Origin of the sequence: Flavobacterium sp., assembly GCF_024305175.1 — a bacterium.
In the GTDB taxonomy this organism is placed as follows: Bacteria; Bacteroidota; Bacteroidia; order Flavobacteriales; family Flavobacteriaceae; genus Flavobacterium.
Genome location: NZ_JAMWYY010000015.1, coordinates 15,487 through 36,731, shown reverse-complemented (window position 1 = coordinate 36,731; position 21,245 = coordinate 15,487). Strand labels below are relative to the sequence as shown.

Annotated in this window: 22 protein-coding genes; 18 read left to right on the top strand and 4 right to left on the bottom strand. The window is 40.6% G+C overall.

What is annotated here, in order from left to right:
* Nucleotides 1-41 precede the first annotated feature (41 nt).
* The 4 genes from Q0K96_RS05490 (at nt 42) to tpiA (ending at nt 3,558) form a co-directional block, all read left to right on the top strand.
* The gene (locus tag Q0K96_RS05490; RefSeq protein ID WP_297333003.1) at nt 42-1,154 is read left to right on the top strand and encodes a MauE/DoxX family redox-associated membrane protein; all 1,113 of its coding nucleotides are present in this window, start codon (nt 42-44) and stop codon (nt 1,152-1,154) included.
* A gap of 6 nt (nt 1,155-1,160) precedes the next feature.
* On the top strand, nt 1,161-2,237 hold the full coding sequence (locus tag Q0K96_RS05485; RefSeq protein WP_297333002.1) for an ABC transporter permease: 1,077 nt from the start codon (nt 1,161-1,163) through the stop codon (nt 2,235-2,237).
* Nucleotides 2,238-2,302: 65 nt separating this feature from the next.
* A complete protein-coding gene (locus tag Q0K96_RS05480) occupies nt 2,303-2,806 on the top strand; it encodes a TlpA disulfide reductase family protein (protein WP_297333001.1) in 504 nt (167 codons plus the stop codon).
* Complete coding sequence (gene tpiA / locus Q0K96_RS05475) at nt 2,806-3,558, top strand: triose-phosphate isomerase (protein WP_297333000.1); 753 nt, start codon at nt 2,806-2,808, stop codon at nt 3,556-3,558. The genes Q0K96_RS05480 and tpiA overlap by 1 nt, the downstream gene beginning before the upstream one ends.
* A 61-nt stretch (nt 3,559-3,619) precedes the next feature.
* Here tpiA and Q0K96_RS05470 read toward each other — a convergent pair whose 3' ends face one another.
* Complete coding sequence (locus Q0K96_RS05470; RefSeq protein ID WP_297332999.1) at nt 3,620-4,222, bottom strand: NUDIX domain-containing protein; 603 nt, start codon at nt 4,220-4,222, stop codon at nt 3,620-3,622.
* Nucleotides 4,223-4,229: 7 nt separating this feature from the next.
* On the opposite strand from Q0K96_RS05470, the gene pyrE reads away from it, so the two are divergent.
* The 4 genes from pyrE to Q0K96_RS05450 all read left to right on the top strand — a co-directional run bounded on the left by pyrE (nt 4,230) and on the right by Q0K96_RS05450 (nt 6,719).
* Nucleotides 4,230-4,871: an orotate phosphoribosyltransferase gene (gene pyrE / locus Q0K96_RS05465; RefSeq protein ID WP_297332998.1), complete on the top strand. Its 642-nt coding sequence runs from the start codon at nt 4,230-4,232 to the stop codon at nt 4,869-4,871.
* A gap of 35 nt (nt 4,872-4,906) precedes the next feature.
* Nucleotides 4,907-5,299, top strand: a complete 393-nt coding sequence (locus tag Q0K96_RS05460) for an SRPBCC family protein (protein ID WP_297332997.1) — start codon at nt 4,907-4,909, stop codon at nt 5,297-5,299.
* An 87-nt stretch (nt 5,300-5,386) separates the two neighbouring features.
* On the top strand, nt 5,387-5,920 hold the full coding sequence (locus Q0K96_RS05455) for a hypothetical protein (RefSeq protein WP_297332996.1): 534 nt from the start codon (nt 5,387-5,389) through the stop codon (nt 5,918-5,920).
* Nucleotides 5,921-5,993: 73 nt separating this feature from the next.
* Nucleotides 5,994-6,719, top strand: coding sequence for a DUF4241 domain-containing protein (locus Q0K96_RS05450; protein ID WP_297332995.1), 726 nt, complete (start codon nt 5,994-5,996; stop codon nt 6,717-6,719).
* Here the strand turns inward: Q0K96_RS05450 and Q0K96_RS05445 are convergent.
* Nucleotides 6,716-7,444 carry a biotin--[acetyl-CoA-carboxylase] ligase gene (locus Q0K96_RS05445; protein WP_297332994.1) on the bottom strand — a complete coding sequence of 243 codons (729 nt, stop codon included), beginning with the start codon at nt 7,442-7,444 and terminating at the stop codon, nt 6,716-6,718. The genes Q0K96_RS05450 and Q0K96_RS05445 overlap by 4 nt on opposite strands.
* A gap of 92 nt (nt 7,445-7,536) precedes the next feature.
* On the opposite strand from Q0K96_RS05445, the gene rsfS reads away from it, so the two are divergent.
* From rsfS to Q0K96_RS05405, 8 genes are all read left to right on the top strand, one after another.
* The gene (gene rsfS / locus Q0K96_RS05440; RefSeq protein ID WP_297332993.1) at nt 7,537-7,908 is read left to right on the top strand and encodes a ribosome silencing factor; all 372 of its coding nucleotides are present in this window, start codon (nt 7,537-7,539) and stop codon (nt 7,906-7,908) included.
* Nucleotides 7,909-7,941: 33 nt separating this feature from the next.
* Nucleotides 7,942-9,870 carry an ATP-dependent zinc metalloprotease FtsH gene (ftsH, locus tag Q0K96_RS05435; protein ID WP_297332992.1) on the top strand — a complete coding sequence of 643 codons (1,929 nt, stop codon included), beginning with the start codon at nt 7,942-7,944 and terminating at the stop codon, nt 9,868-9,870.
* A gap of 110 nt (nt 9,871-9,980) precedes the next feature.
* On the top strand, nt 9,981-10,583 hold the full coding sequence (locus Q0K96_RS05430) for an LUD domain-containing protein (protein WP_297332991.1): 603 nt from the start codon (nt 9,981-9,983) through the stop codon (nt 10,581-10,583).
* 1 nt (nt 10,584) lies between these two features.
* Complete coding sequence (locus tag Q0K96_RS05425; RefSeq protein WP_297332990.1) at nt 10,585-11,409, top strand: phosphatidate cytidylyltransferase; 825 nt, start codon at nt 10,585-10,587, stop codon at nt 11,407-11,409.
* Nucleotides 11,399-12,052 (top strand): phosphatidylserine decarboxylase family protein, encoded by a 654-nt coding sequence (locus Q0K96_RS05420; protein WP_297332989.1) that lies wholly within the window; start codon nt 11,399-11,401, stop codon nt 12,050-12,052. Before Q0K96_RS05425 ends, Q0K96_RS05420 begins: the two co-directional genes overlap by 11 nt.
* 4 nt (nt 12,053-12,056) lie before the next feature.
* A complete protein-coding gene (locus Q0K96_RS05415; protein ID WP_297332988.1) occupies nt 12,057-12,320 on the top strand; it encodes an acyl-CoA-binding protein in 264 nt (87 codons plus the stop codon).
* Nucleotides 12,321-12,330: 10 nt separating this feature from the next.
* The gene (locus tag Q0K96_RS05410) at nt 12,331-13,104 is read left to right on the top strand and encodes a superoxide dismutase (protein ID WP_297332987.1); all 774 of its coding nucleotides are present in this window, start codon (nt 12,331-12,333) and stop codon (nt 13,102-13,104) included.
* Between the two features lie 115 nt (nt 13,105-13,219).
* Nucleotides 13,220-14,302, top strand: coding sequence for a hypothetical protein (locus tag Q0K96_RS05405; RefSeq protein ID WP_297332986.1), 1,083 nt, complete (start codon nt 13,220-13,222; stop codon nt 14,300-14,302).
* Nucleotides 14,303-14,375: 73 nt separating this feature from the next.
* Here the strand turns inward: Q0K96_RS05405 and Q0K96_RS05400 are convergent, their stop codons facing one another.
* Entirely contained in the window at nt 14,376-17,009 is a 2,634-nt protein-coding gene (locus Q0K96_RS05400) for a valine--tRNA ligase (RefSeq protein ID WP_297332985.1), read from the bottom strand.
* 157 nt (nt 17,010-17,166) lie between these two features.
* Between Q0K96_RS05400 and Q0K96_RS05395 the strand changes: the two genes are divergently transcribed.
* Together Q0K96_RS05395 and Q0K96_RS05390 are read left to right on the top strand one after the other, a co-directional pair.
* Nucleotides 17,167-17,595: a DUF1573 domain-containing protein gene (locus Q0K96_RS05395; RefSeq protein WP_223051859.1), complete on the top strand. Its 429-nt coding sequence runs from the start codon at nt 17,167-17,169 to the stop codon at nt 17,593-17,595.
* A gap of 157 nt (nt 17,596-17,752) precedes the next feature.
* Nucleotides 17,753-18,943: a pyridoxal phosphate-dependent aminotransferase gene (locus Q0K96_RS05390; RefSeq protein ID WP_297332984.1), complete on the top strand. Its 1,191-nt coding sequence runs from the start codon at nt 17,753-17,755 to the stop codon at nt 18,941-18,943.
* 54 nt (nt 18,944-18,997) lie between these two features.
* Here the strand turns inward: Q0K96_RS05390 and Q0K96_RS05385 are convergent, their stop codons facing one another.
* Nucleotides 18,998-21,151 carry a TonB-dependent receptor gene (locus Q0K96_RS05385; protein ID WP_297332983.1) on the bottom strand — a complete coding sequence of 718 codons (2,154 nt, stop codon included), beginning with the start codon at nt 21,149-21,151 and terminating at the stop codon, nt 18,998-19,000.
* Nucleotides 21,152-21,245 lie beyond the last annotated feature (94 nt).

Sequence of the window (21,245 nt, the reverse complement as noted above, 5' to 3'; positions counted from 1 at the left end):
GGGTTAATTTTAGCCTTATTTTTGAAGAAAAACAGTAACAGATGGAAAACAACAAAAGAACCATTGCCATAGTAATACGCATTCTTATTGCCTTTTTGTTCCTGCTTTCAGCAGTAGCAAAACTATACCCGTCGCCATATTTTGCTATTTCAACCTTCGAGGTTAAGCAATTATATACCATGGGCTTTTCTGAAGCTTTTGCTCCTTATTTTTCAAGGACACTGATAGGTATAGAGTTTGCGCTGGGGCTGTTATTACTGCAACCACACTATCTTAAACGTTTGGTTATACCTGCCACGATAGCCATGCTAGTGGTATTTATAGCACACCTTACCATAGATACCATTAGTAACGGCAACTCCGGTAGCTGCGGCTGCTTTGGCGAGTTATTGCCTATGACGCCTGTTGAAGCCATCATAAAAAATGTTATATCGGTAGTATTGCTGATATGGCTGTACAGGCTATTGCCTGCAGATTATAAAAACAGAAACATTTGGGTGCTTACAACAGTTCTATTCGCCTGCATACTGGGTGTATTTATGGCAGCACCGATACAGCCAGTACAGGCCGAACAACCTGATCTTTCTGGGATACCAAGTGCTGAAACTGATACGGTTTTTGAAGACGATACCAATATTATACCTGCTGATACAGCAATTACGGCAACAATACCACAAGATACTCCGGCTGCTACTACCCAACCACAGGAAGCAGCAACTGCCGCAACACCTGCCCCTGTAACGGTAAATGAGCCGGCTAAGGTAAAATCGGTTTACTCACAATATTTCCCTAATGCAGATAAAGGCAAAAAAATAATTGCCCTCTTTGCACCGGGTTGCGAGCATTGCCGCGATGCTGCCAAAGAGCTTACTGCGCTAAAAGCAAAAAACAAAGATTTCCCCGAACTGCAAATTATCTTTATGGATGAAGAAGCCAACCTGATACCTGATTTCTTTAAGTATGCCGGGGCTAAATATCCGTATAAAGTACTTGACATCATTACCTTCTGGAAAGTTTTGGGTAACGATAAAGACACACCGGGCATTGTTTACCTTTGGAACGGTAATATTATGAAAGACTGGAACGGTATTAACGAAAAGCAATTTATAGCTTCGGAACTTGAAAAGGCGTACAAAAAACCTTACACAAAATAACAGCGGTTGATAAGGTACCTACTATATAAATCAGGTTATGCACTGCTCACGCTTTTTGGCGTGGTAACTGTTATTTTCTTTCTGTTTACCGTTTTGCCCGGCGACCCTGCAAGGATGATGCTCGACCAGAACGAGAACAGCGAGCAACTGGAGATAATCCGTAAAAAATATGGATTTGATAAACCCGTAGCCACGCAGTACCTGTACTACCTTAACGATTTATCGCCGGTATCATTCCACAGTACCAATGCTGATGATTATACTTATCTTTCTCAAGATAAATATACTGCATTACCACTTTTTACAATAGGTACAACAACCATGGTTATAAAAACACCTTACCTACGTGAGAGCTTCCAGAAAAGTGGCAAAAAAGTAACACAGGTTATTGGCGATACCCTGTCTAACACTATAGTGCTTGCCTTTAGCGCCATATTTATAGCCATTGTAACAGGTGTTGCACTGGGCGTTGTTTCCGCGCTTAAAAAAGACACAGGCACCGACAGGACTATTGCACTGGTAAGCACCCTGGGCATGAGCCTGCCCTCTTTTTTTGCTGCCATACTTTTTGCGTGGGTATTCGGTTTCCTGCTGCACCGCTATACCAACCTTAATATGACAGGCAGCCTTTATGAGGTTGATGATTTTGGCGAAGGCACCTATATACAATGGAAAAACCTTATCCTGCCCGCTATAGTGTTGGGCATACGACCTCTTGGTGTGGTAATACAGCTAATGCGCAATTCGCTGCTAGAAGTTATGGGGCAGGACTACATCCGCACCGCAAGGGCAAAGGGCTTAAGTGAGATGCAGATTATCTGTAAACATGCACTTAAAAACGCGCTTAACCCTGTTGTAACAGCCATATCGGGGTGGTTTGCCTCTATGCTGGCAGGCGCTGTATTTGTAGAATATATTTTCGGGTGGAACGGCCTGGGCAAAGAAGTTGTTGAAGCACTAAACACTTTAGATTTGCCTGTTATTATGGGCGCTGTGCTTGTTATTGCCACAACCTTTGTAATTATAAACATACTTGTAGATGTTATTTATGCATGGCTCGACCCGAAAATAAGGCTCGAATAATTCATGTTACAATAACAATTGGTATGGCTTTATATTTAAATTTGTAAGATTATAAATTCTCTGATATGAAAAAACTATTATTACTCCCAATTATACTTTTAGCTTTTGCAGCGTGCAAAAAAGAAGAGAATCCTGAAACCTTCAGCGAAGCGGCACTTCAGGATAAAATGACCGCATTTGACGGGACTGAAATGAGTTTTAAAGATGTGCTGGAACAGTATAAAACCAAGCCAATAGTGATAGATGTATGGGCTTCGTGGTGTCCTGACTGTATTAAGGGCATGCCGAAACTACAGGCATTGCAGGAACAATTCCCTGATGTGGTGTATCTTTTCCTTTCGTATGACAAAACTCCTGAATCCTGGAGGGAAGGCATTGACAAATATGTAGTAAAGGGAGAGCATTACCTTATAGGCTCAGAATGGAAAGGCGGTGCTTTCAGCGAAGCCATAAACCTTGACTGGATACCTCGCTATATGGTTGTTGACAGCGAAGGTAAGATAGCGCTGTTCAGAGCAATAGAAGCTGACGATGAAAAACTTATTGCTACCTTAAATACTATTAAATAATGAGAAAACAGATTGTTGCAGGTAACTGGAAAATGAACAACGACAGCAAGCAGACAAAAGCCCTGCTGGATGAACTGCTGGCTAAAAGGCCGCAAAAAACAAATACTAAAATTGTAATTGCCCCTACGTTTGTAAACCTGCAACAGGCAGTAGAGCAGGCAGCGGGCAGCAACATTATTGTAGCGGCACAAAACATGCACCAGGCCGAAAGCGGCGCCTATACAGGCGAGATTTCTGTGGGTATGCTTAAAAGCATTAATGTAAACACCGTTATCCTGGGACACTCCGAAAGGCGTGCTTACTTTGGCGAAACCAACAGCATACTGGCAGAAAAAGTAAAAACAGCCTTAAAAAATAATGTTACTATAATATTTTGCTTCGGCGAGGAGCTTGCCGACAGGCAGTCAGGTAACCACTTTAATGTAGTGGAAACACAGCTAAGGGAAGGCCTTTTCCATATTACACAAGAACAATGGGGCAACGTGGTACTGGCGTATGAGCCTGTTTGGGCTATAGGTACAGGCGAAACAGCAAGCCCAGAGCAGGCACAGGAAATGCATGCCTTTATCCGTTCGCTATTAAGAGACAACATAAGCAGCAATGTTGCTGAAAATACTTCAATATTATATGGTGGCAGCGTTAAGCCTGACAATGCTACCGAAATATTCTCTAAACCGGATGTTGACGGTGGGCTTATTGGCGGTGCAGCTTTAAAAGCAGATGATTTCCTTGCTATTGTAAATGCGAAATAACAATAACGTATAAAACAACAAAAGCGGCTTAGGCCGCTTTTGTTGTTTTATACAGTACTTTTTATAAAATTGCTTTTTCTTTTTCAAAGAGCAGCTTTATATTTTCATAAGAATTGGTAAGCACTTCTTTAATGTCATCGGGTTTAAGCCATACTACCTTTTCTATTCCTTCATCGGCCTGCCCCAGTAGTTTGCCTGTATAGCTCGTTTTCATTTCATACCAATAGGTAACTTTCAGTTTATACTGCCCATTACGCTTAAAAATGTGGTAAGTCTTTTGAAGTTTCTTTACAATCTTCAGGTTTTTAACGCCGGTCTCCTCCTCTACCTCACGCATGGCAGTCTGCTCCATATCTTCGCCTTTTTCAGTTCCGCCTTTTGGTAAATCCCATTTACCGTTCCTGAAAATAAACAGCACCTCTCCCCTGTCATTATACACCAGTCCGCCGCCTGCCTTAACAACAGGTATCTTTTCCTTCATTTTTTTCAGGATGGCTTTTTCGTCAGGATAATATAAAAATGCCTTATTAACCTGATTATTAAACATCTTAATAATCAGTTGCTCTATATCTACGCTTTCCAGTAAAAACATCTGGAAATCGGTTTCCTTTTCAACCCTGTTAGTTAAAAAAAGCGGTTTATCGTTTACAAAAACTTTATACATTTGCAGTATGATTTTTAATACCGACACAGCCAAAAAAACTGCTGAATTGCTTTTACAAATAAACGCAATTAAATTAAATCCCAAAAGCCCTTTTACATGGGCTTCAGGATGGAAATCTCCTATTTACTGCGACAACCGCATAACCCTTTCATTTCCACCGATAAGGAATTTTATACGGGAGGAATTTGCCCGCAATATAGAAAAACTCTACGGAAAACCAGATGTTATTGCCGGTGTTGCAACAGGGGCAATTGGCATTGGCATGCTTGTGGCAGAATATATGGGACTACCCTTTGTATATGTGCGCCCTGAGCCTAAAAAACACGGCCGCCAAAACCAGGTAGAAGGCTTTTTGCAGAAAGGGCAAACCGTTGTGGTGGTAGAAGACCTTATCAGTACGGGCAACAGCAGCCTTCAGGCGGTTGAGGCACTTAAAGCAGCCGGTGCAAACGTTAAAGGCATGGTTGCTATATTTACCTATGGTTTTGATGTCTCAGCCGAAAACTTTAAAAAAGCGAACATACAGCTTAACACACTGGGTAATTATGACACCCTGTTGGAACTTGCGGTTGCCAAGCAATACATAACAGAGCAGGAACAGGAAACACTGTCAGCATGGCGCAAAGACCCTTCAACCTGGGGTGTATAATTCATATAAATCAATAAACCACACTACAAAACAATATGCAGTTACAAAGCCAAAAAGTAAAAGTTGAAAAATCGGCTCAATACATATTTGATTCGCTATCGGATGTAAAGAATTTTGAAAAGCTGATGCCGGAAAATATTTCAAAATTTGAAATTACAGGCGAAGAGTCGTTTATATTCGCTCTTAAAGGCATGCCCGAAATTAAGCTGAGGATAAAAGAAAAAGTACCTTACACAAAACTAGTTTTAGGCGCTGCAAGCGATAAGCTGCCCTTTAGCCTTACAGGTAATATAACTGCCGTATCAGATGATTCATGTGAAGTTCAACTTGATTTTCAAGGCGAGTTCAATGCTATGATGGCCATGATGGTTAAAGGGCCTATCAGCAAGTTTATAGAAACCCTTGCAGGCAATATGCACAAGTTGTAAAAGCATAACGCAAATATCATAAAAAGCCTTTTAGTTAGCCTAAAAGGCTTTTTTTATTTACTTTTATAAAAATTCGAAAAAACTATTATGAAAAAAATCCTGATTATAATGATAGTGCTGCTCACAGGCTTAAGCTACGCCCAGCCTGCCAAAGCAGAGCTTGATGCTGCGGTACTATCACAAGCCAATGCAATGGGTAAAGCATTTATAGAGGGCCGGTATGAAGATTTTGCACAATACACGCACCCAACTATCGAAATTATGGTAGGTAGTAAAGAGAGGCTTGTATCTGAAATAAAGAGGACTTTTGAGCAACTGAAATCGGAAGGAGTATCTTTTACAGATATTAGCTATGGTGCGCCATCTGAAGCGTTATTATATGAAGGCCAGTTGCAGTGCACCCTGCCCCAGATGATTGAAATGAAAGTAGAAAGCGGCACTGTTACCAGCAGCTCTATACTTATAGCGGTATCTATGGATAACGGAAAGTCGTGGTTTTTTATAGACCCGGGAGACCAGGACATTAACACCATGCGGAAAATTATACCCACCCTTAGCCCTAAACTGCAACTGCCGGGTGGCCTTGAACCGGGCTTTGAGCCTAAAGAGGAAAAGCAATAACAGGTTAAAGATTTTATAAAACAGGTAATGCAATAAAAGCTTTTTGTAAATTCATCACATAAAAACACCAGCCATGAAAGACATTAATGATTACCACATCCAGTACGACCTTGACGATGAAATGAATGCGCAGGAACTGGTTGAAATACACGTTGGCGATGTTAACCTGCCAACAGGCAAGATTATTGCTGCCGACCCGTTCTTTACTCATGAGCAAATCGCCTTTTCGCGTACTGTGGAGCCCGATAAGTACCCTGTGTTTATATATGTGTCTGAAATTGACAGGCTGCACCACCGCATAGCTTATGCAAAAATAAAGTTCAGGCCCGAAGAGGCTACAAAATGGATTCTCGCCCTTACTGATGATTTAACCGAAGAAGAGCTTAACGATTTAGGAGATGAAGAATTTTATGGCTTCCCTGTTGAAAGCGGTTTGGCCTGTTTTCTGGATGCGGAAACTAACGGGCAGTTGATAGCCAAAATGGATGCATTACAGGAAAGGGATCCTGAAGCCAATTATTATGATGAAGTGCTTGCCGAAGAATTCAGGGAATATTCCGGTAAAAATAATTTTTCACGTGAGCTTGGCGACTGGAATGACCACCGTCCTGATAAAGAATCGGATAACAACGTTATCATGTTTGCATCAGGCTGGGGCGACGGCTACTACCCCGCTTACTGGGGGCTTGATGAGGAAGGCAATACCATTGAGCTTGTTATCGATTTCCTGATAAACGAATATGACAACGAAGACGGGCTGGAGTATGATGACGACCTTGATATTGAAGAGGAGGATTAATACAACAGTTGCACTTCTTTTAGCGAATACTCTGCAATGGTTTCATCATCAAGCTGCACCTGCAGGTTACCGTTAAAAGAAACACCTTTTATAATACCCATGAACTTCTGATCATTTTTTTGGAAGGTCATGGGTACATTTTTTTTGTATAGTTGCTGTAAATAGCTGTTCCAGATATAGGTTTCGTCATGGTGCAGCAGCCGCTGCACATTGTGTTTCAGCTTCTCGGCTATTAACAGCATTACAGCATCAATATCAAACTCCCGCCCTGCCGCAACAGCCATAGAGGTAGCCTTTGGCAGCCCCGGAAAACTTTGTTGGTTAACATTAAGCCCAATACCGGCAATAGAAAAAATTTCGCCGCTACTGCGTATGTTATTTTCTATGAGTATGCCCCCCAGTTTTTTATTGCCTGCCAAAATGTCGTTAGGCCATTTAATGCTTATCTGCGGTATTTTAAATACTGCAAGCGCATCTGCAATACTAACGGCTACCGCGGCATTAAGGTAAAAAATAGATGCAACTTCTGTCAACAAATCCTTGATTAATATACTAAACGTTAGGTTTTTACCTGGCTCAGTATCCCATTGGGTACCCATTTGCCCCCTGCCACGGGTTTGATGGCCGGCAGCAACTATTGTAAAATTATCAACATATTGCGTAGCAGATAACTCTTTTAAGTAATCATTGGTAGAGTTAATGGCACTGAGTTTGATAATATTCATTTAAAAAATAAAGTATAATCTTTTTAATCTTGTGTTAAGGTTCAAAAGTAAATACAAAAAATGATAACTTTGCGATATATATAAATTTTTAAATGGCGAAAAAAAACACAGGAAACGATGAGCTTTTAGCGAATATCATCAAAGGGATTGAAGAAGTTAAAGGAAATGATATAGATATTCTGGATTTAAGGGAAATCGACAATACCGTGTGCGATTATTTTGTAATATGCAACGGTAACTCCAATACTCAGGTGAATGCCATTGTTCACTCCATACAAAAAACAGTTTCGAGAGCTATAAAAGACAAGCCGTGGCATGTAGAAGGTACAGAAAACGGCGAGTGGGTACTTATGGATTATGTAAACATTGTTGTTCATGTTTTCCAGAAACACATCCGCGAGTACTACAACATAGAAAGCCTTTGGGGTGATGCAAGGATTACATCTATAAGCACTAACTACTAATTTAAGTTTCTTAAGAAAGGAGAAAAGCTAATAATGTCAAAAGATAATAAACCAAATAAAACAAAAATAAGCCCCTGGCTTATATATGGTGGTATACTGCTAATATTTCTTGCAATTCAGTTGGTTGCAGGCGGCTCTGCATGGCAGGACCTGAAATCTACTTCGCTTTCCAACTTTTATAAATACCTGGACAGCGGCGAGGTAGATAAGGTTGTTTTCAATAAATCTACTGCAAAAGTTTATCTTAAAAAAGAAGCCCTTGCAAAGCCGGAGCACGAAAAAGTACCTAAAAAAGACCTGCTTAATAATGAAAACTCAGGGCCTCACTATTCTTTAGAAATAGGTAATGGCGAACTTTTCCAGAAAAAACTTGACGATGCACTTGCCGCAGGCAAACTGAACAGCTATGACCCTGAAGCAGAAAGCATGTGGGGAGACCTGTTCTTAACCCTGCTGCCAATTATAGTACTGGTTGCATTATGGATTTTTATGATGCGCCGAATGGCAGGCGGTGGAGCCGCAGGCGGTGGCGGGCAGATTTTTAATATCGGAAAATCTAAAGCTAAACTGTTTGACGAGAAAAACGATATTAAGGTAACCTTTAAGGACGTTGCAGGCTTAGAAGGCGCAAAAGAAGAAATACAGGAAATTGTAGAGTTCCTGAGAAATCCTGAAAAATATACTAACATAGGTGGTAAGATACCTAAGGGTGCATTGCTTGTAGGGCCTCCGGGTACAGGTAAAACCCTGCTTGCAAAGGCAGTTGCGGGAGAGGCAAAGGTTCCTTTCTTCTCGCTTTCAGGTTCAGATTTTGTTGAAATGTTTGTGGGTGTGGGTGCCTCAAGGGTGCGCGACCTGTTCAAGCAGGCAAAAGAGAAATCTCCTGCAATTATATTTATTGATGAGATAGATGCCGTGGGCCGTGCCCGTGGCAAAAATAACTTCTCCGGCTCTAACGACGAGCGTGAAAACACACTTAACCAGCTACTGACAGAGATGGACGGTTTTGGCACTAATACTAATGTTATTGTGCTTGCTGCAACTAACCGCGCCGACGTTCTTGATAAGGCTTTAATGCGTGCAGGACGTTTTGACAGGCAGATATATGTAGACCTGCCGGACATCAGGGAGCGTAAAGAAATCTTCGAAGTACACCTTAAACCGCTTAAAAAGTCGGAAGACCTTGATACTGATTTTCTTGCTAAGCAAACACCTGGCTTCTCAGGCGCTGATATTGCTAACGTGTGTAATGAAGCTGCGCTTATAGCTGCAAGAAAAGATAAAAAAGCTGTGGATAAGCAGGACTTTTTAGATGCCGTTGACCGTATTGTGGGCGGACTTGAAAAGAAAAATAAGATAATATCTAAAGAAGAGAAAAAAGCTATTGCCATTCATGAGGCTGGGCACGCTACAATAAGCTGGATGCTGGAACATGCTCACCCTCTGGTAAAGGTAACTATTGTACCACGCGGGCAAAGCCTGGGTGCAGCATGGTACCTGCCGGAAGAGCGCCTTATTGTAAGGCCAGACCAGATGCTGGACGAAATGTGCGCCACAATGGGCGGCCGCGCCGCAGAAAAGGTAATATTTGATAAAATATCTACAGGTGCGCTTAGCGATCTTGAAAAGGTAACCAAACAGGCACGTGCCATGATTACCATTTACGGACTTAATGATAAGCTTGGTAATATAACCTATTATGATTCTACAGGGCAGACGGAATACAATTTCTCTAAGCCATATTCTGAGGAAACTGCAAAAATGATAGACGAAGAAATATCATTACTCATAGAGTCTCAATACCAAAGGGCAATTAAAATTCTTAATGAGAATAAAGACAAACTGCTAAAGCTTGCCGATATACTGATAGAAAAAGAAGTTATTTTTAAAGATGACCTTGAAGTTATATTTGGCAAACGTCCTTTTGACACACATGAGGCAGAGGTAATTACGGAAGCATAAGGGTTACACCTTCATAAAATTTCATAAAAATCTTAATTCAGTTCCACAATTGAATTAAGATTTTTTTATCTTTGGGTTACTTCTGGATAAACTAAGGGAATTAATTTTATATGAGTCTTTTTAAAAAAATCTTTGGTGGCGCAAGTGATGTAAACAATGAGGAGAAGAACCAGGAAACAAGCCCTTTTCTTCCGGATGAGCAATTGCCTGCCGATGAACTGTTTACCCAGAATTTCAGGAAAAACGGTGGTAAATTCCTTTATTGCGAAAACCTGCCCGAAGTTCATGATCAGTTTTTAAATATACTTGAAGAAAATGACTGGTTTGAGTGCGAGGCACTTTGCTTTGAGCCTAAGCTTTACAGCCTGCTGGATGAGAACAGGCTAATGCATGATAAACCATCAAATCCTAAATTTTTACTTGCCGGATGCGAAAACCTTGTGGCAGATGAAGGCTCTGTACTGTTATCATCTAACCAGATAAAACAAAACAAGCCGAATGACCTGCCTGCTAACATTGTTATTTTTGCTACTACAAGCCAGATTGTATCTAACAAAAGTGACGGGCTTAGGGTTATAAAAAAGAAATACGACAAAGAATACCCTACCAATATTACCACTATAAAATATTTCGAAAAAGCAAAAGAAGAAGATTTCCTGCAATATGGCAGTGCACCTAAAAACCTTTACCTGCTGCTTTTAGAAGATCTTTAATATGAAAGAAAGCATCGTAAGGGCGCTTTCGGGCATCGTATATATTTTAGTGCTTGTTAGCGCTACTTTTTTTTCTGAGGTAACCTTCGTGTTGCTTTTTGCTTTTTTTATGCTGATTGCCATTACCGAATTTTGCCGCCTTATAAATTACAAACCCATTACCCCATACATTATCGCGGCAGTATTACTGGCAGTTTTTATTTATGCCGAAGATTACAGGGTGCATTTAACAAATATATTTGTTGTAGTTTCTGTAATTGTAAACAGCATATTGCTGTACCAGTTATTTAATAAAAGGCCGCCACGCGCACTTACACGTACCCTTAAACTCGTAAAGCTTATTGGTTATATCATTTTACCCTTCCTGCTCATAATGCGTCTTCCCTACCTTACCAAATGTGCGGGAGGCTTTATTTTTGTTCCCGATTTTATTATAAGTATCTTTATCCTTATCTGGATAAACGATACCTTTGCTTATATAACCGGTAAAACATTCGGGAAGCACAAGCTCTTTGAGCGTATTTCTCCTAAAAAGACCGTAGAAGGTTTTGCAGGGGGTATGGTTTTTACCATTGCAGGCGCAGTAGTATTAAGTATCTATCTGAAAATATTTGGCCTGCCCCACTGGATAGCCACTGGTATTATAGTAGTTATTTTTGGTACTTTAGGCGATTTGGTAGAGTCCAGATTCAAGCGTTTGGCGGGTGTTAAAGACAGTGGGAGCATTATGCCCGGACACGGCGGCATACTTGACAGGCTGGATAGTATAATATTTGCAATACCTTTCTTATTTTTGTATTATCAAATTATAAACTATGTTTCATAAAGAAGGCGGCAGGATAATCCTTATATCCATGGCATTATGCCTGGCAGTAGTAATACTGGCAGATAAATTTTTAGATAACTACTGGATAGTTAAGGGTATTCAGGTTTTCGCCCTTATATTTATTGTATTGGTATTACAGTTCTTCAGGAACCCAAAACGCGCAGTGCAGGTGTCAGACCATTATGTTATAGCCCCTGTTGATGGTAAGGTAGTGGTTATAGAAGAAGTTTATGAACCTGAATATTTTAAGGAAAAAAGGCTGCAGGTATCAATATTTATGTCGCCTATAAATGTGCATGTAACGCGTTATGCCGCAAGCGGGCTGATAAAATTCAGCAAGTACCACCCCGGTAAATACCTGGTTGCATGGCACCCTAAAGCAAGTGAAGAAAACGAGCGTACAACAATAGTTATAGAAACTAAACTGTTTGGCGAAATACTATACAGGCAAATTGCCGGTGCACTGGCAAGGCGCATTGTTAACTATGCAAAAGAAGGCATGCAGGTGGTACAGGGTACAGATGCCGGTTTTATTAAATTTGGTTCGAGGGTAGATATTTTCCTGCCGCTTGGCACTGAAGTTAATGTAAAGCTAAATGATAAGGCCATTGGCGGTAAAACAATAATTGCAACAAAAGCATAACACTATGCCTGAAAAGGATTTAGATACCCTTTTTCAGGAGGCTTATGAAAAAGCCTCTAATGTAAAAGAAGCATTGCCACCTGATGTTATGCTGCGCATATATGCCTATTACAAGCAGGCTACTCAGGATGCTGAACAGCTGCGATATTACCAGGCAGCAGACCTTCGGGACGGTTTTAAAATGAATGCATGGATGCAGGTACGGCATCTTTCGCCGGATGAAGCAAAAAAGTTGTATATTGAAACTATAAATTCAGTAATCAAATAAAAATCCAAGTATGAAAAAAGTAAAAGTATTCCTTTCTGCACTTGTGGTGCTTTCGGCATTGCAGTCATGCAAAGACAGAGAAGAGCTAAAAGAGGTTGTGGCAGTACCGGAGCCTCAGGAAGAAGAAGCCCCTAAAGTAGGGAATCCTGACGACGTTAAGGCTGATGAGGGCGCATTTAAACTTGCCAAGCTACCTTATGCTTATGATGCGCTGGAGCCTAACATTGATGCTGCAACTATGGAGGTACACTACTCTAAACATTATCTTGGCTATACCAACAAACTCAATGCAGCCATTAAGGGTACTGATATGGAGACAAAAACCATAGAAGAAATACTTATGAACCTTGATATGAATAACAAGGATGTAAGGAACAATGGCGGTGGATATTATAACCATACTCTTTTTTGGGAAGTTATGGGGCCTAACGGTGGCGGCGAGCCAAAAGGCGCTCTTGCAGAAGCTATTAAAAAAGATTTTGGCTCATTTAATGAATTTAAAACACAATTCTCTGATGCTGCTTCAAAACAATTCGGTTCGGGTTGGGCATGGCTTGTTGTTGGCAAAGACGGTAAGCTCATGGTTGCCAACACGCCAAACCAGGATAATCCGCTTATGCCGGGCGCTGCAGTATCAGGCAAACCAATATTAGCGCTTGATGTATGGGAACATGCTTACTATCTGAACTACCAGAATAAAAGGCCAGATTATATAGAAGCTTTTTATAATGTTATAAACTGGGATGCTGTAAGCAAAAAATATGATGCCGCGGTTGCCAAATAACAACTTGTAATAAATAATAAAATCAATCCGCCTCGCAAAAGGCGGATTTTCTTTTTTATACCGTTGCCTTTTTGAAAAAAATTGCGGACTTTTGGTAACTTAACTATTATTTAAGATGAAGTATTCATTTATATATGCGGCCCTTGTACTGCTTTTGCTATCCTGCAATGATGAGGAAAAAGCAAAAACCGAAAACAAACCTACCGACCGGGACTTTTACGAACTTAAAGGTGAAGTAAAAACCGTAAAGCACACCTCTAACGAAGTACTTAACGTAAAGATGGAACCCGGCGAAACAAAGCATGAAAACCCTGCAGAACATAATAAAGAGATGCATTTTAATGAAGAGGGTATGCTTATTTTAGAGAAAAAAAATACCTCTGCAGGCGGGCCTTTTGAACAAACCAAATATAACGGACGCGAGCATAAAACTGAAATCATTCAGTTTGTTAATAATGCTCCGGGCATTAAAACAGAGCTTGCCTGGGATGAAACAGGAAAACTTAATACCCAAATTGCAAGGCGAAACCCTGATAACAGCCAGATAGACCGGAAGGTAATGCGCTATGAAAAAGGACTGCTTGCAGAAAAAACGTCTTACAATCAGGTGGATAACCCTATAGACAGGGTTACTTATGAATATGACAAAAAAGGCAACCTGCTGGTTGAAAACCTTTACCTGGGTACAGAATATATACAGATAAAAAATGCTTATCAGTATGACAATAAAAACCGCAAGAAAGCAGAAAAGCGATATGATAAGGACGGAAATGTGTTATACACCACCCGTTATGAATATGACGGCGACAAACTTTCTCTTAAAGAGGTAACCAATAAAGATGGTGAGGTTGAATACTCTGAGAAATCAGTTTATGATAAAAAAGGGAATCTGTTAACAAAGACTTCTTATGATAATTTTGATAAGTCTGAAACAGAAGAACTATATACCTATGATGATAAGGGTAACAAACTGACTTTTGCTGTAATTAAAAACGGCGAGCCTGCTCTAAAAATGAGCTATAACTATGATGAGAAAGGCAGCCTCTCTGAAACTATTATAACCGATGGTGCGGGCAACCCTATTGACAGCAGAAAATATGTTTTTAAATATGATGAAAAAGGCAACTGGACAGAGAAAATAATTTTTATTAATGAGAAGCCTCAATTCATAGAGAAAAGGGAGATAACCTATTATTAATAAGAGTTCATTACAAAATATAATAAAGGCTGCCTCTGATAAGGCAGCCTTTATTATATGGATTTAGTAGTACTTATTTAAGGCTTAGCAGGCTTTGCTCTATAGTGGCAATTTTGGCAAGGGCATCAGCCTCTTTCTGCCTTTCCATAGCTACAACTTTTTCAGGTGCACTACTAACAAACTTTTCATTACTTAGCTTAGCCTGTACTGATTTAAGGAAACCTTTGTTATACTCAAGTTCCGCTGTTAGCTTGGCTATTTCTTCCTCAACATTTACGGCACCGGCAACAGGTATAAAGTACTCGTTGCTGCCTACCCTAAAGGTTAGCGCACCGCCAACAGCTTCTGTAACATAATCAAGGCTGCTGATGTTACCAAGCTTACTTATAATGCTGTTATAAGTTTCAGGGGTATTTTCATTATTAACAACCTTAAGCTCTATTGTGTCTTTAAAAGGTATGTTCTTATCTTTTCTAACAGACCTTATGTTAGATATAACTTCTGAAGCTGTTTCGAACTCATTAATGAGTTTTTCATCAAAACTTTTAAGCTCCGGCCATTCAGCAATAATCAATGCTTCTTTGGTGCTCCTTTCCGCAATATATTGCCATATCTCTTCTGTTAGGAAAGGCATAAACGGATGCAACAGCTTCAGGTTACTTTCCAGCATCTCAATTGCCTTTTCGTACGTATTCCTGTCAATAGGCTGTTGGTAGCCCGGTTTAATCATTTCAAGGAACCACGAACAGAAATCGTCCCATACCAGCTTGTAAATAGCCATTAAAGCATCTGATATACGGTATTTTTCAAAATGGTCTTCTATCTCTGCAAGTGTTTTCTGTAATTTGGCCTCATACCACTCAATAGCTTTTTTGCTATGATCTGGTTGCGGTATGGCATCACTTACCTCCCAACCTTTTATAAGCCTAAAGGCATTCCAGATTTTATTGGCAAAGGAACGCCCCTGGTTACAAAGCTCTTCATCAAACATGATATCGTTGCCGGCAGATGCACTAAGCAAAAGCCCAACGCGAACGCCATCGGCACCAAACTTTTCTATCAGGTCAAGCGGGTCAGGCGAATTGCCCAAGGACTTCGACATCTTCCTGCGCTGCTTGTCGCGAACAAGGCCGGTAAGATATACATTACTGAAAGGCTTTTCGCCTGTATATTCATACCCGGCAACAATCATCCTTGCCACCCAGAAAAATAATATATCCGGGCCTGTAACAAGGTCGTTGGTAGGGTAATAATATTTAAATTCTTCATTTTCAGGATTAAGTATACCGCCAAAAACAGCCATAGGCCATAACCATGATGAAAACCATGTATCAAGCGCATCCGGATCTTGCTTAAGGCTATCGGCAGTAAGTGTCTTATTTCCTGTTTTAGCTTTTGCAAGTTCAAGAGCCTGTTCTTTTGTTTCGGCAACTACAAAATCTTCTTTACCATCACCATAGTAGTAAGCCGGTATTTGCTGTCCCCACCATAGCTGGCGCGATATGTTCCAGTCGCGGATGTTTTCCATCCAGTGGCGATAAGTGTTGTTGAAACGGCTTGGGTACAGCTTTACCTCATCGCTCTCCAGTACTGCTTTTATGGCAGGCTTTGCCAGTCCTTCCATTTTAAGGAACCATTGGTCACTAAGCCTCGGCTCTATTACCGCCTTTGTCCTTTCGCTGGTACCTACTTTATTTACATGTACTTCTGTCTTAACAAGAAAGCCTTTTTCTTCAAGCTCATTGGCTATGGCATCACGAACCTCAAAACGGTCTTTACCTTCATAATGAAGTCCAAAGCTGTTAAGCGTGGCATCTTCATTAAAAATGTCTATAATTTCAAGGTTGTGCCTGTCGCCAAGTTCTTTATCGTTAACATCGTGTGCCGGTGTAACTTTTAAACAGCCCGTACCAAAATCCATATCTACGTAGTCATCAAAAATTACGGGTATGGTTCGGTTGGCTATCGGTACAATAGCTTTTTTGCCTTTTAAATGGGTGTAACGCTCATCATTAGGGTTAATACAAATAGCAGTATCGCCTAATATTGTTTCAGGGCGTGTTGTGGCAATGGTTATATACTCATCGCTGCCTTCAACCTGATACCTTATATGATACAGTTTACCCTGGCGTTCTTCATAGTTAACCTCCTCATCACTAAGGGTAGTTTTAGCTTCAGGATCCCAGTTAACCATGCGGTAGCCGCGGTATATAAGCCCTTTGTTATAAAGGTCTACAAACGATTTTATAACCGAAGCGGTCATATCATCATCCATAGTAAACTTTGTGCGGTTCCAGTCGCATGATGCTCCCAGCTTTTTAAGCTGTTCGAGTATTACCCCGCCATATTTGTCGGTCCACTCCCAGGCATGCTTTAAAAATTCTTCGCGGGTAAGGTGGTTCTTATTTATACCTTCTTTTTTCAGTTTATCCACCACTTTGGCTTCAGTAGCAATAGATGCATGGTCGGTACCCGGTACCCAGCAGGCATTAAAGCCTTTAAGGCGCGCGCGCCTAATCAACACATCCTGAATGGTGTTGTTAAGCATATGCCCCATGTGCAGTACCCCCGTAACGTTTGGCGGCGGTATCACTATTGTATAAGGCTTCCTGCTGTCGGGTTCCGAATGGAAATAATTATTCTCCATCCAGTAACCGTACCATTTCTGCTCTGCCGCTTTGGCGTCAAATTGAGAAGGTATAGTCATAATTTATTAGTGTATAAAGTATTGCAAAAATTGGTTTAATTTTTGTAAAATTGTATGCAAAAGTAACCATATAAGTATAATTTAAAAAAAACAGGGCGCATTATTTGCCCTTTAAATTAACTTAGCTATTTTTACAGTGAACATTAAAAATTAGAAAATGAAAAAATTTTTAGGTTTGGTAGCCGCAGTACTTATCAGTGCGGCAGGCTATGCCCAAAACGGGCCAAAAATCGAGTTTAAGTCTGATACTGTAGATTTTGGTACAGTATATAAAGGCGAAGACAGCGGCATCAGGACGTTTGAATTTACCAATACAGGTAATGAACCTCTTATCGTTAAAGATGTAAAATCTACCTGTGGCTGTACGGTACCATCTAAACCAACAGAACCAATAATGCCCGGCAAAAGTGATAAAATTGAAATAAAGTATAACATGAACCCAGGGCCAATACGTAAAACCATTACCATAATGACCAATGCGGTAAATGTAGAAAACGGTATGGTAGCAGTAAAAATTAAAGGTGAAGTTATTGCACCGGAAAATGTAAATATTCTTGAAAAGAAAAAAGCGATACCTAACCAGTAATACGGTACAGGTTTATATATAATGATGCCCCTACTTTGCAGGGGCATTTTTTATAACAACAAAACATTATATTTTACAGAATTTGAGGCTTTAAAAATTATAAAATATGTAAAAAATATCAGAAATTTGCCCAACACATATGTAAATATTTATTTCAATGCCTAAAGTATCATTAAAAGGGCAGCAAATGCCTGAATCGCCTATAAGGAAATTGGTTCCGTTCTCTGAAGCAGCCAAGCAAAAAGGAGTAAAAGTATATCACCTTAACATAGGGCAGCCTGATATTAAAACGCCCCATGCCGCACTGGAAGCCGTTGAGAATAATATTCCTGAAATACTGGAGTACAGCCATTCGGCAGGGTTTGACAGCTACAGGGAAAAACTGGCAGCCTACTATCAAAAAAGCAATGTGCAGGTTAATAAAGCCGACATTATAATAACCACAGGCGGCTCTGAGGCATTACTGTTTGCTTTAGGCAGCACAATGGATGCAGGCGATGAGATAATTATACCTGAACCTTTTTATGCCAATTACAATGGCTTTTCGGTAGCTTCGGGTGTAAAAGTTGTTCCGGTAATATCTACCATAGAAGAAGGCTTTGCCCTGCCACCTATCGCTGATTTTGAAAAGCTGATAACTGCCAAAACAAAAGCGATACTTATTTGCAATCCCGGTAACCCCACGGGTTATTTATATACCGAAGAGGAAATACAGCAACTTGCTGAGCTGGTTAAAAAGCATGACCTTTTCCTGATTGCTGACGAGGTGTACCGCGAATTTACATATGATGGCGACCAGCACTACTCGGTAATGAATGTGCCGGGCATAGAAGAACACGCCATAATGATAGACTCTGTTTCTAAGCGCTACAGTATGTGCGGTGCCAGGATAGGCTGTATTGTTTCTAAAAACAAGGCTGTTATGGCTGCTGCCATGAAATTTGCACAGGCACGCCTTAGCCCGCCAACACTTGCCCAGATAGCAAGTGAAGCGGCTCTTGACACCCCCCAGGACTATTTTGATGAAGTGATAAAAGAATATAAAGACAGGCGCGACACGCTGGTTAAAGGCCTTACCGAAATTGAAGGTGTAAAAGTGGCTACTCCTAAAGGCGCTTTTTACTGTATTGCCAAACTTCCTGTTGATGATGCCGATAAATTTGCACAATGGCTGCTTGAAAGTTTTGATCTTGATGGCGAAACAGTTATGGTTGCACCTGCCGCCGGTTTTTACTCTTCTCCAAACGTTGGCATGGACGAAATTCGCATTGCTTATGTACTTAAAAAAGAAGACCTTATACGCTCTATAACTATTTTAAAAGAAGCTTTAAAGCAATATAACAGTTAATATAAGCAGTATTAAAATGTCAAAAGCCCCCTGGACAGGGGGCTTTTTTATTAGTCACAGGTTATCTAACTGGTTGGTTTGCTTGTTATCACTTATTGTCCAGAAGAAGCCAACAAAAAAGAACCTGTCAGCGGGCTGTGTTATGGCCTGCCTTGCGAATGTTCCGTCAGTGCCGGGGTTATTAGCATATTCATAGCCAAATATATTCTGGTTGCCTGTAAGGTTTGAAACAGAAAAGTAAACAATTTTCTGCTGGCTTAACAGCCATGCCCAACTTAGGCTAAGGTTATGATAGGCAGTAGTCTTACCATTCATAAAAGCCTCTTCGTTAGGATTATCATAAGGCCTGCCCGAGTTATACATATAGGTAACACCCAATTGCGAGCGAAGACTGTTGATCCAGTATTTTGTTACTACAGAGAAATTATGCTTGGCAATATAAGATGGCGTTACAGAATACTCATAATCTCTGTAATCACGCTCGCTGTCTATATATGAGTACGACACCCAATACTCTAAATTCTTAACCGACTTATTATCGCGCCAAAACAAGTCTATACCCTTTGCATACCCGTCGCCACTGTTACTAAATACCGAATTATACTGTGGTGCGTTGGTATCAAACTTTACAAGGTTTCCGTAATCTTTATAATATGCTTCTGCCCTCAGTGTATAACCGTCCGGACTGTACATATAATTCAATATATAATGCTTTGTCTTTTCATAATTCAGGTTTTGGGCATACTTTAGGTAGTCCTGACGCGGAGTTTGGTAAAAATCGCCATACGCCAAAGAAAACTGCCCATTTTTACCTGTTTTATAAGCAAGTGCCGCACGTGGCTCTACTGATACCTCATCAGGAATTTGCGAGTATGAGCTTCTTAAGCCTGCTTTCAATGCAAACTTTTTCGTAAAGAAAATATCGGTTTCGGCATAAGCAGCAGCTATGTTATTGATATAACCGCTTTTAAAGCTGAAACCTGAAGGTTCAATATATTTTTCGTCAAAATCAGTCAGGAAGTAATCGGCGCCAAACGAGAGTTTAAACCTGTTGGTTACTGTCTTTTTAAACTTTAGCTTTATATGGCTGCTGTGTTCATCATTATTTATATCATTAACATCTATACCTATTTTATTACTGCTGTAACCATACGAAAGCCCCGTGTGTATCGTCCACATATTTGGTAAAACGCCATTGTAGGATGTATTAACATAAAGGTTGTTGTTATCTATTCCTGTACGCACAGGTACTGTTGCATTTATACTTTCCTGATTAATGCTGAAGTCGGCGTGGTCAAAAGCAGCATAGGCTTTAAACAAACCGTTTTTAAGCTGGTACCTGTAAACCGTTTCACCCGATAACGACTGGTAAGGCTTATTCCAGCTTACATCTTGTGGCACAAGCCATTGGTAGGGCTCTAAGTTGATGTAGGCAGTATTAAAGGTAAGTGAGCTTTTCTCCCATTTTTGGGTATTGCCAAGGCCAAGGCCAACGGTCATTAAAGAAATGTCGGTTTGCTCCTGTACCGGTTCATCTATTGTATTCACCAATAAAACACTCGAAAGCGCTTCGCCATACTCTGCCGAATAGCCACCTGTAGAAAACGTCATCCCTTTAAACAGAAAAGGTGAAAACCTGCCACGTGTCGGGATATTTGCAGCCGCCGCGCCATAAGGCTGTGCCACCCTTATACCATCAACAAATGTTTGTGTTTCGTCGGCCTCGCCGCCACGTACAAAAAGCCTTCCGCTTTCGCCTACCGCCTGCGTGCCGGGCAAGGTTTGCAACGCTGCAATTATATCGCCTGCACTACCTGCCGTAGTAACAATATCAAGTGGTTTTAATACGGTTGTTTTCGTGTTATCTCCGGCCTGAAAAGTACCAGCCGATATTACCACGGCATTGAGCGTGTTTACATTTTCGCGCAGCTTATAAGCCTGTGGTTTGTACTGCTCTACTGTTATTGGCTGTTGGATTTCTTCATAAGAAAGAAAAGATATAACCAGTATTTGTTCTCCTGTTACCGTAGTTTCAAACGAAAAAGTACCGTCTTCTGCTGTAAGGGCACCATCATAAGTGCCCTGCAGGTAAATATTAGCTGCATTTACAGGGTTGCCTTTTTCATCTGTCACGCTACCGCTGATTACGGTTTGCGCACTCGTTAATGCTGCGGTTAATACCAGTAGAATTGTAAATAGAGTTTTCATGTGCCGGTTAGTTTTATACTGCAAATGTGCAGAGGCAAATGCAGCTTTAATAAAAAACAATACCGAACTGTTAAATGAAAAGGATGAACTGTTA

What these genes read in the sequence shown, in the direction of transcription:
- Q0K96_RS05490 (WP_297333003.1), top strand. Translation starts at nt 42, where the DNA reads ATGGAAAACAACAAAAGAACCATTGCCATAGTAATACGCATTCTTATT.
- pyrE (WP_297332998.1), top strand. Translation starts at nt 4,230, where the DNA reads ATGATTTTTAATACCGACACAGCCAAAAAAACTGCTGAATTGCTTTTA.
- Q0K96_RS05410 (WP_297332987.1), top strand. Translation starts at nt 12,331, where the DNA reads ATGAAAAAAGTAAAAGTATTCCTTTCTGCACTTGTGGTGCTTTCGGCA.
- tpiA (WP_297333000.1), top strand. Translation starts at nt 2,806, where the DNA reads ATGAGAAAACAGATTGTTGCAGGTAACTGGAAAATGAACAACGACAGC.
- Q0K96_RS05385 (WP_297332983.1), bottom strand. Translation starts at nt 21,151, where the DNA reads ATGAAAACTCTATTTACAATTCTACTGGTATTAACCGCAGCATTAACG.
- Q0K96_RS05455 (WP_297332996.1), top strand. Translation starts at nt 5,387, where the DNA reads ATGAAAAAAATCCTGATTATAATGATAGTGCTGCTCACAGGCTTAAGC.
- Q0K96_RS05395 (WP_223051859.1), top strand. Translation starts at nt 17,167, where the DNA reads ATGAAAAAATTTTTAGGTTTGGTAGCCGCAGTACTTATCAGTGCGGCA.
- Q0K96_RS05420 (WP_297332989.1), top strand. Translation starts at nt 11,399, where the DNA reads ATGTTTCATAAAGAAGGCGGCAGGATAATCCTTATATCCATGGCATTA.
- Q0K96_RS05425 (WP_297332990.1), top strand. Translation starts at nt 10,585, where the DNA reads ATGAAAGAAAGCATCGTAAGGGCGCTTTCGGGCATCGTATATATTTTA.
- Q0K96_RS05390 (WP_297332984.1), top strand. Translation starts at nt 17,753, where the DNA reads ATGCCTAAAGTATCATTAAAAGGGCAGCAAATGCCTGAATCGCCTATA.
- Q0K96_RS05430 (WP_297332991.1), top strand. Translation starts at nt 9,981, where the DNA reads ATGAGTCTTTTTAAAAAAATCTTTGGTGGCGCAAGTGATGTAAACAAT.
- Q0K96_RS05400 (WP_297332985.1), bottom strand. Translation starts at nt 17,009, where the DNA reads ATGACTATACCTTCTCAATTTGACGCCAAAGCGGCAGAGCAGAAATGG.
- rsfS (WP_297332993.1), top strand. Translation starts at nt 7,537, where the DNA reads ATGGCGAAAAAAAACACAGGAAACGATGAGCTTTTAGCGAATATCATC.
- Q0K96_RS05480 (WP_297333001.1), top strand. Translation starts at nt 2,303, where the DNA reads ATGAAAAAACTATTATTACTCCCAATTATACTTTTAGCTTTTGCAGCG.
- Q0K96_RS05460 (WP_297332997.1), top strand. Translation starts at nt 4,907, where the DNA reads ATGCAGTTACAAAGCCAAAAAGTAAAAGTTGAAAAATCGGCTCAATAC.
- Q0K96_RS05445 (WP_297332994.1), bottom strand. Translation starts at nt 7,444, where the DNA reads ATGAATATTATCAAACTCAGTGCCATTAACTCTACCAATGATTACTTA.
- ftsH (WP_297332992.1), top strand. Translation starts at nt 7,942, where the DNA reads ATGTCAAAAGATAATAAACCAAATAAAACAAAAATAAGCCCCTGGCTT.
- Q0K96_RS05405 (WP_297332986.1), top strand. Translation starts at nt 13,220, where the DNA reads ATGAAGTATTCATTTATATATGCGGCCCTTGTACTGCTTTTGCTATCC.
- Q0K96_RS05470 (WP_297332999.1), bottom strand. Translation starts at nt 4,222, where the DNA reads ATGTATAAAGTTTTTGTAAACGATAAACCGCTTTTTTTAACTAACAGG.
- Q0K96_RS05415 (WP_297332988.1), top strand. Translation starts at nt 12,057, where the DNA reads ATGCCTGAAAAGGATTTAGATACCCTTTTTCAGGAGGCTTATGAAAAA.
- Q0K96_RS05450 (WP_297332995.1), top strand. Translation starts at nt 5,994, where the DNA reads ATGAAAGACATTAATGATTACCACATCCAGTACGACCTTGACGATGAA.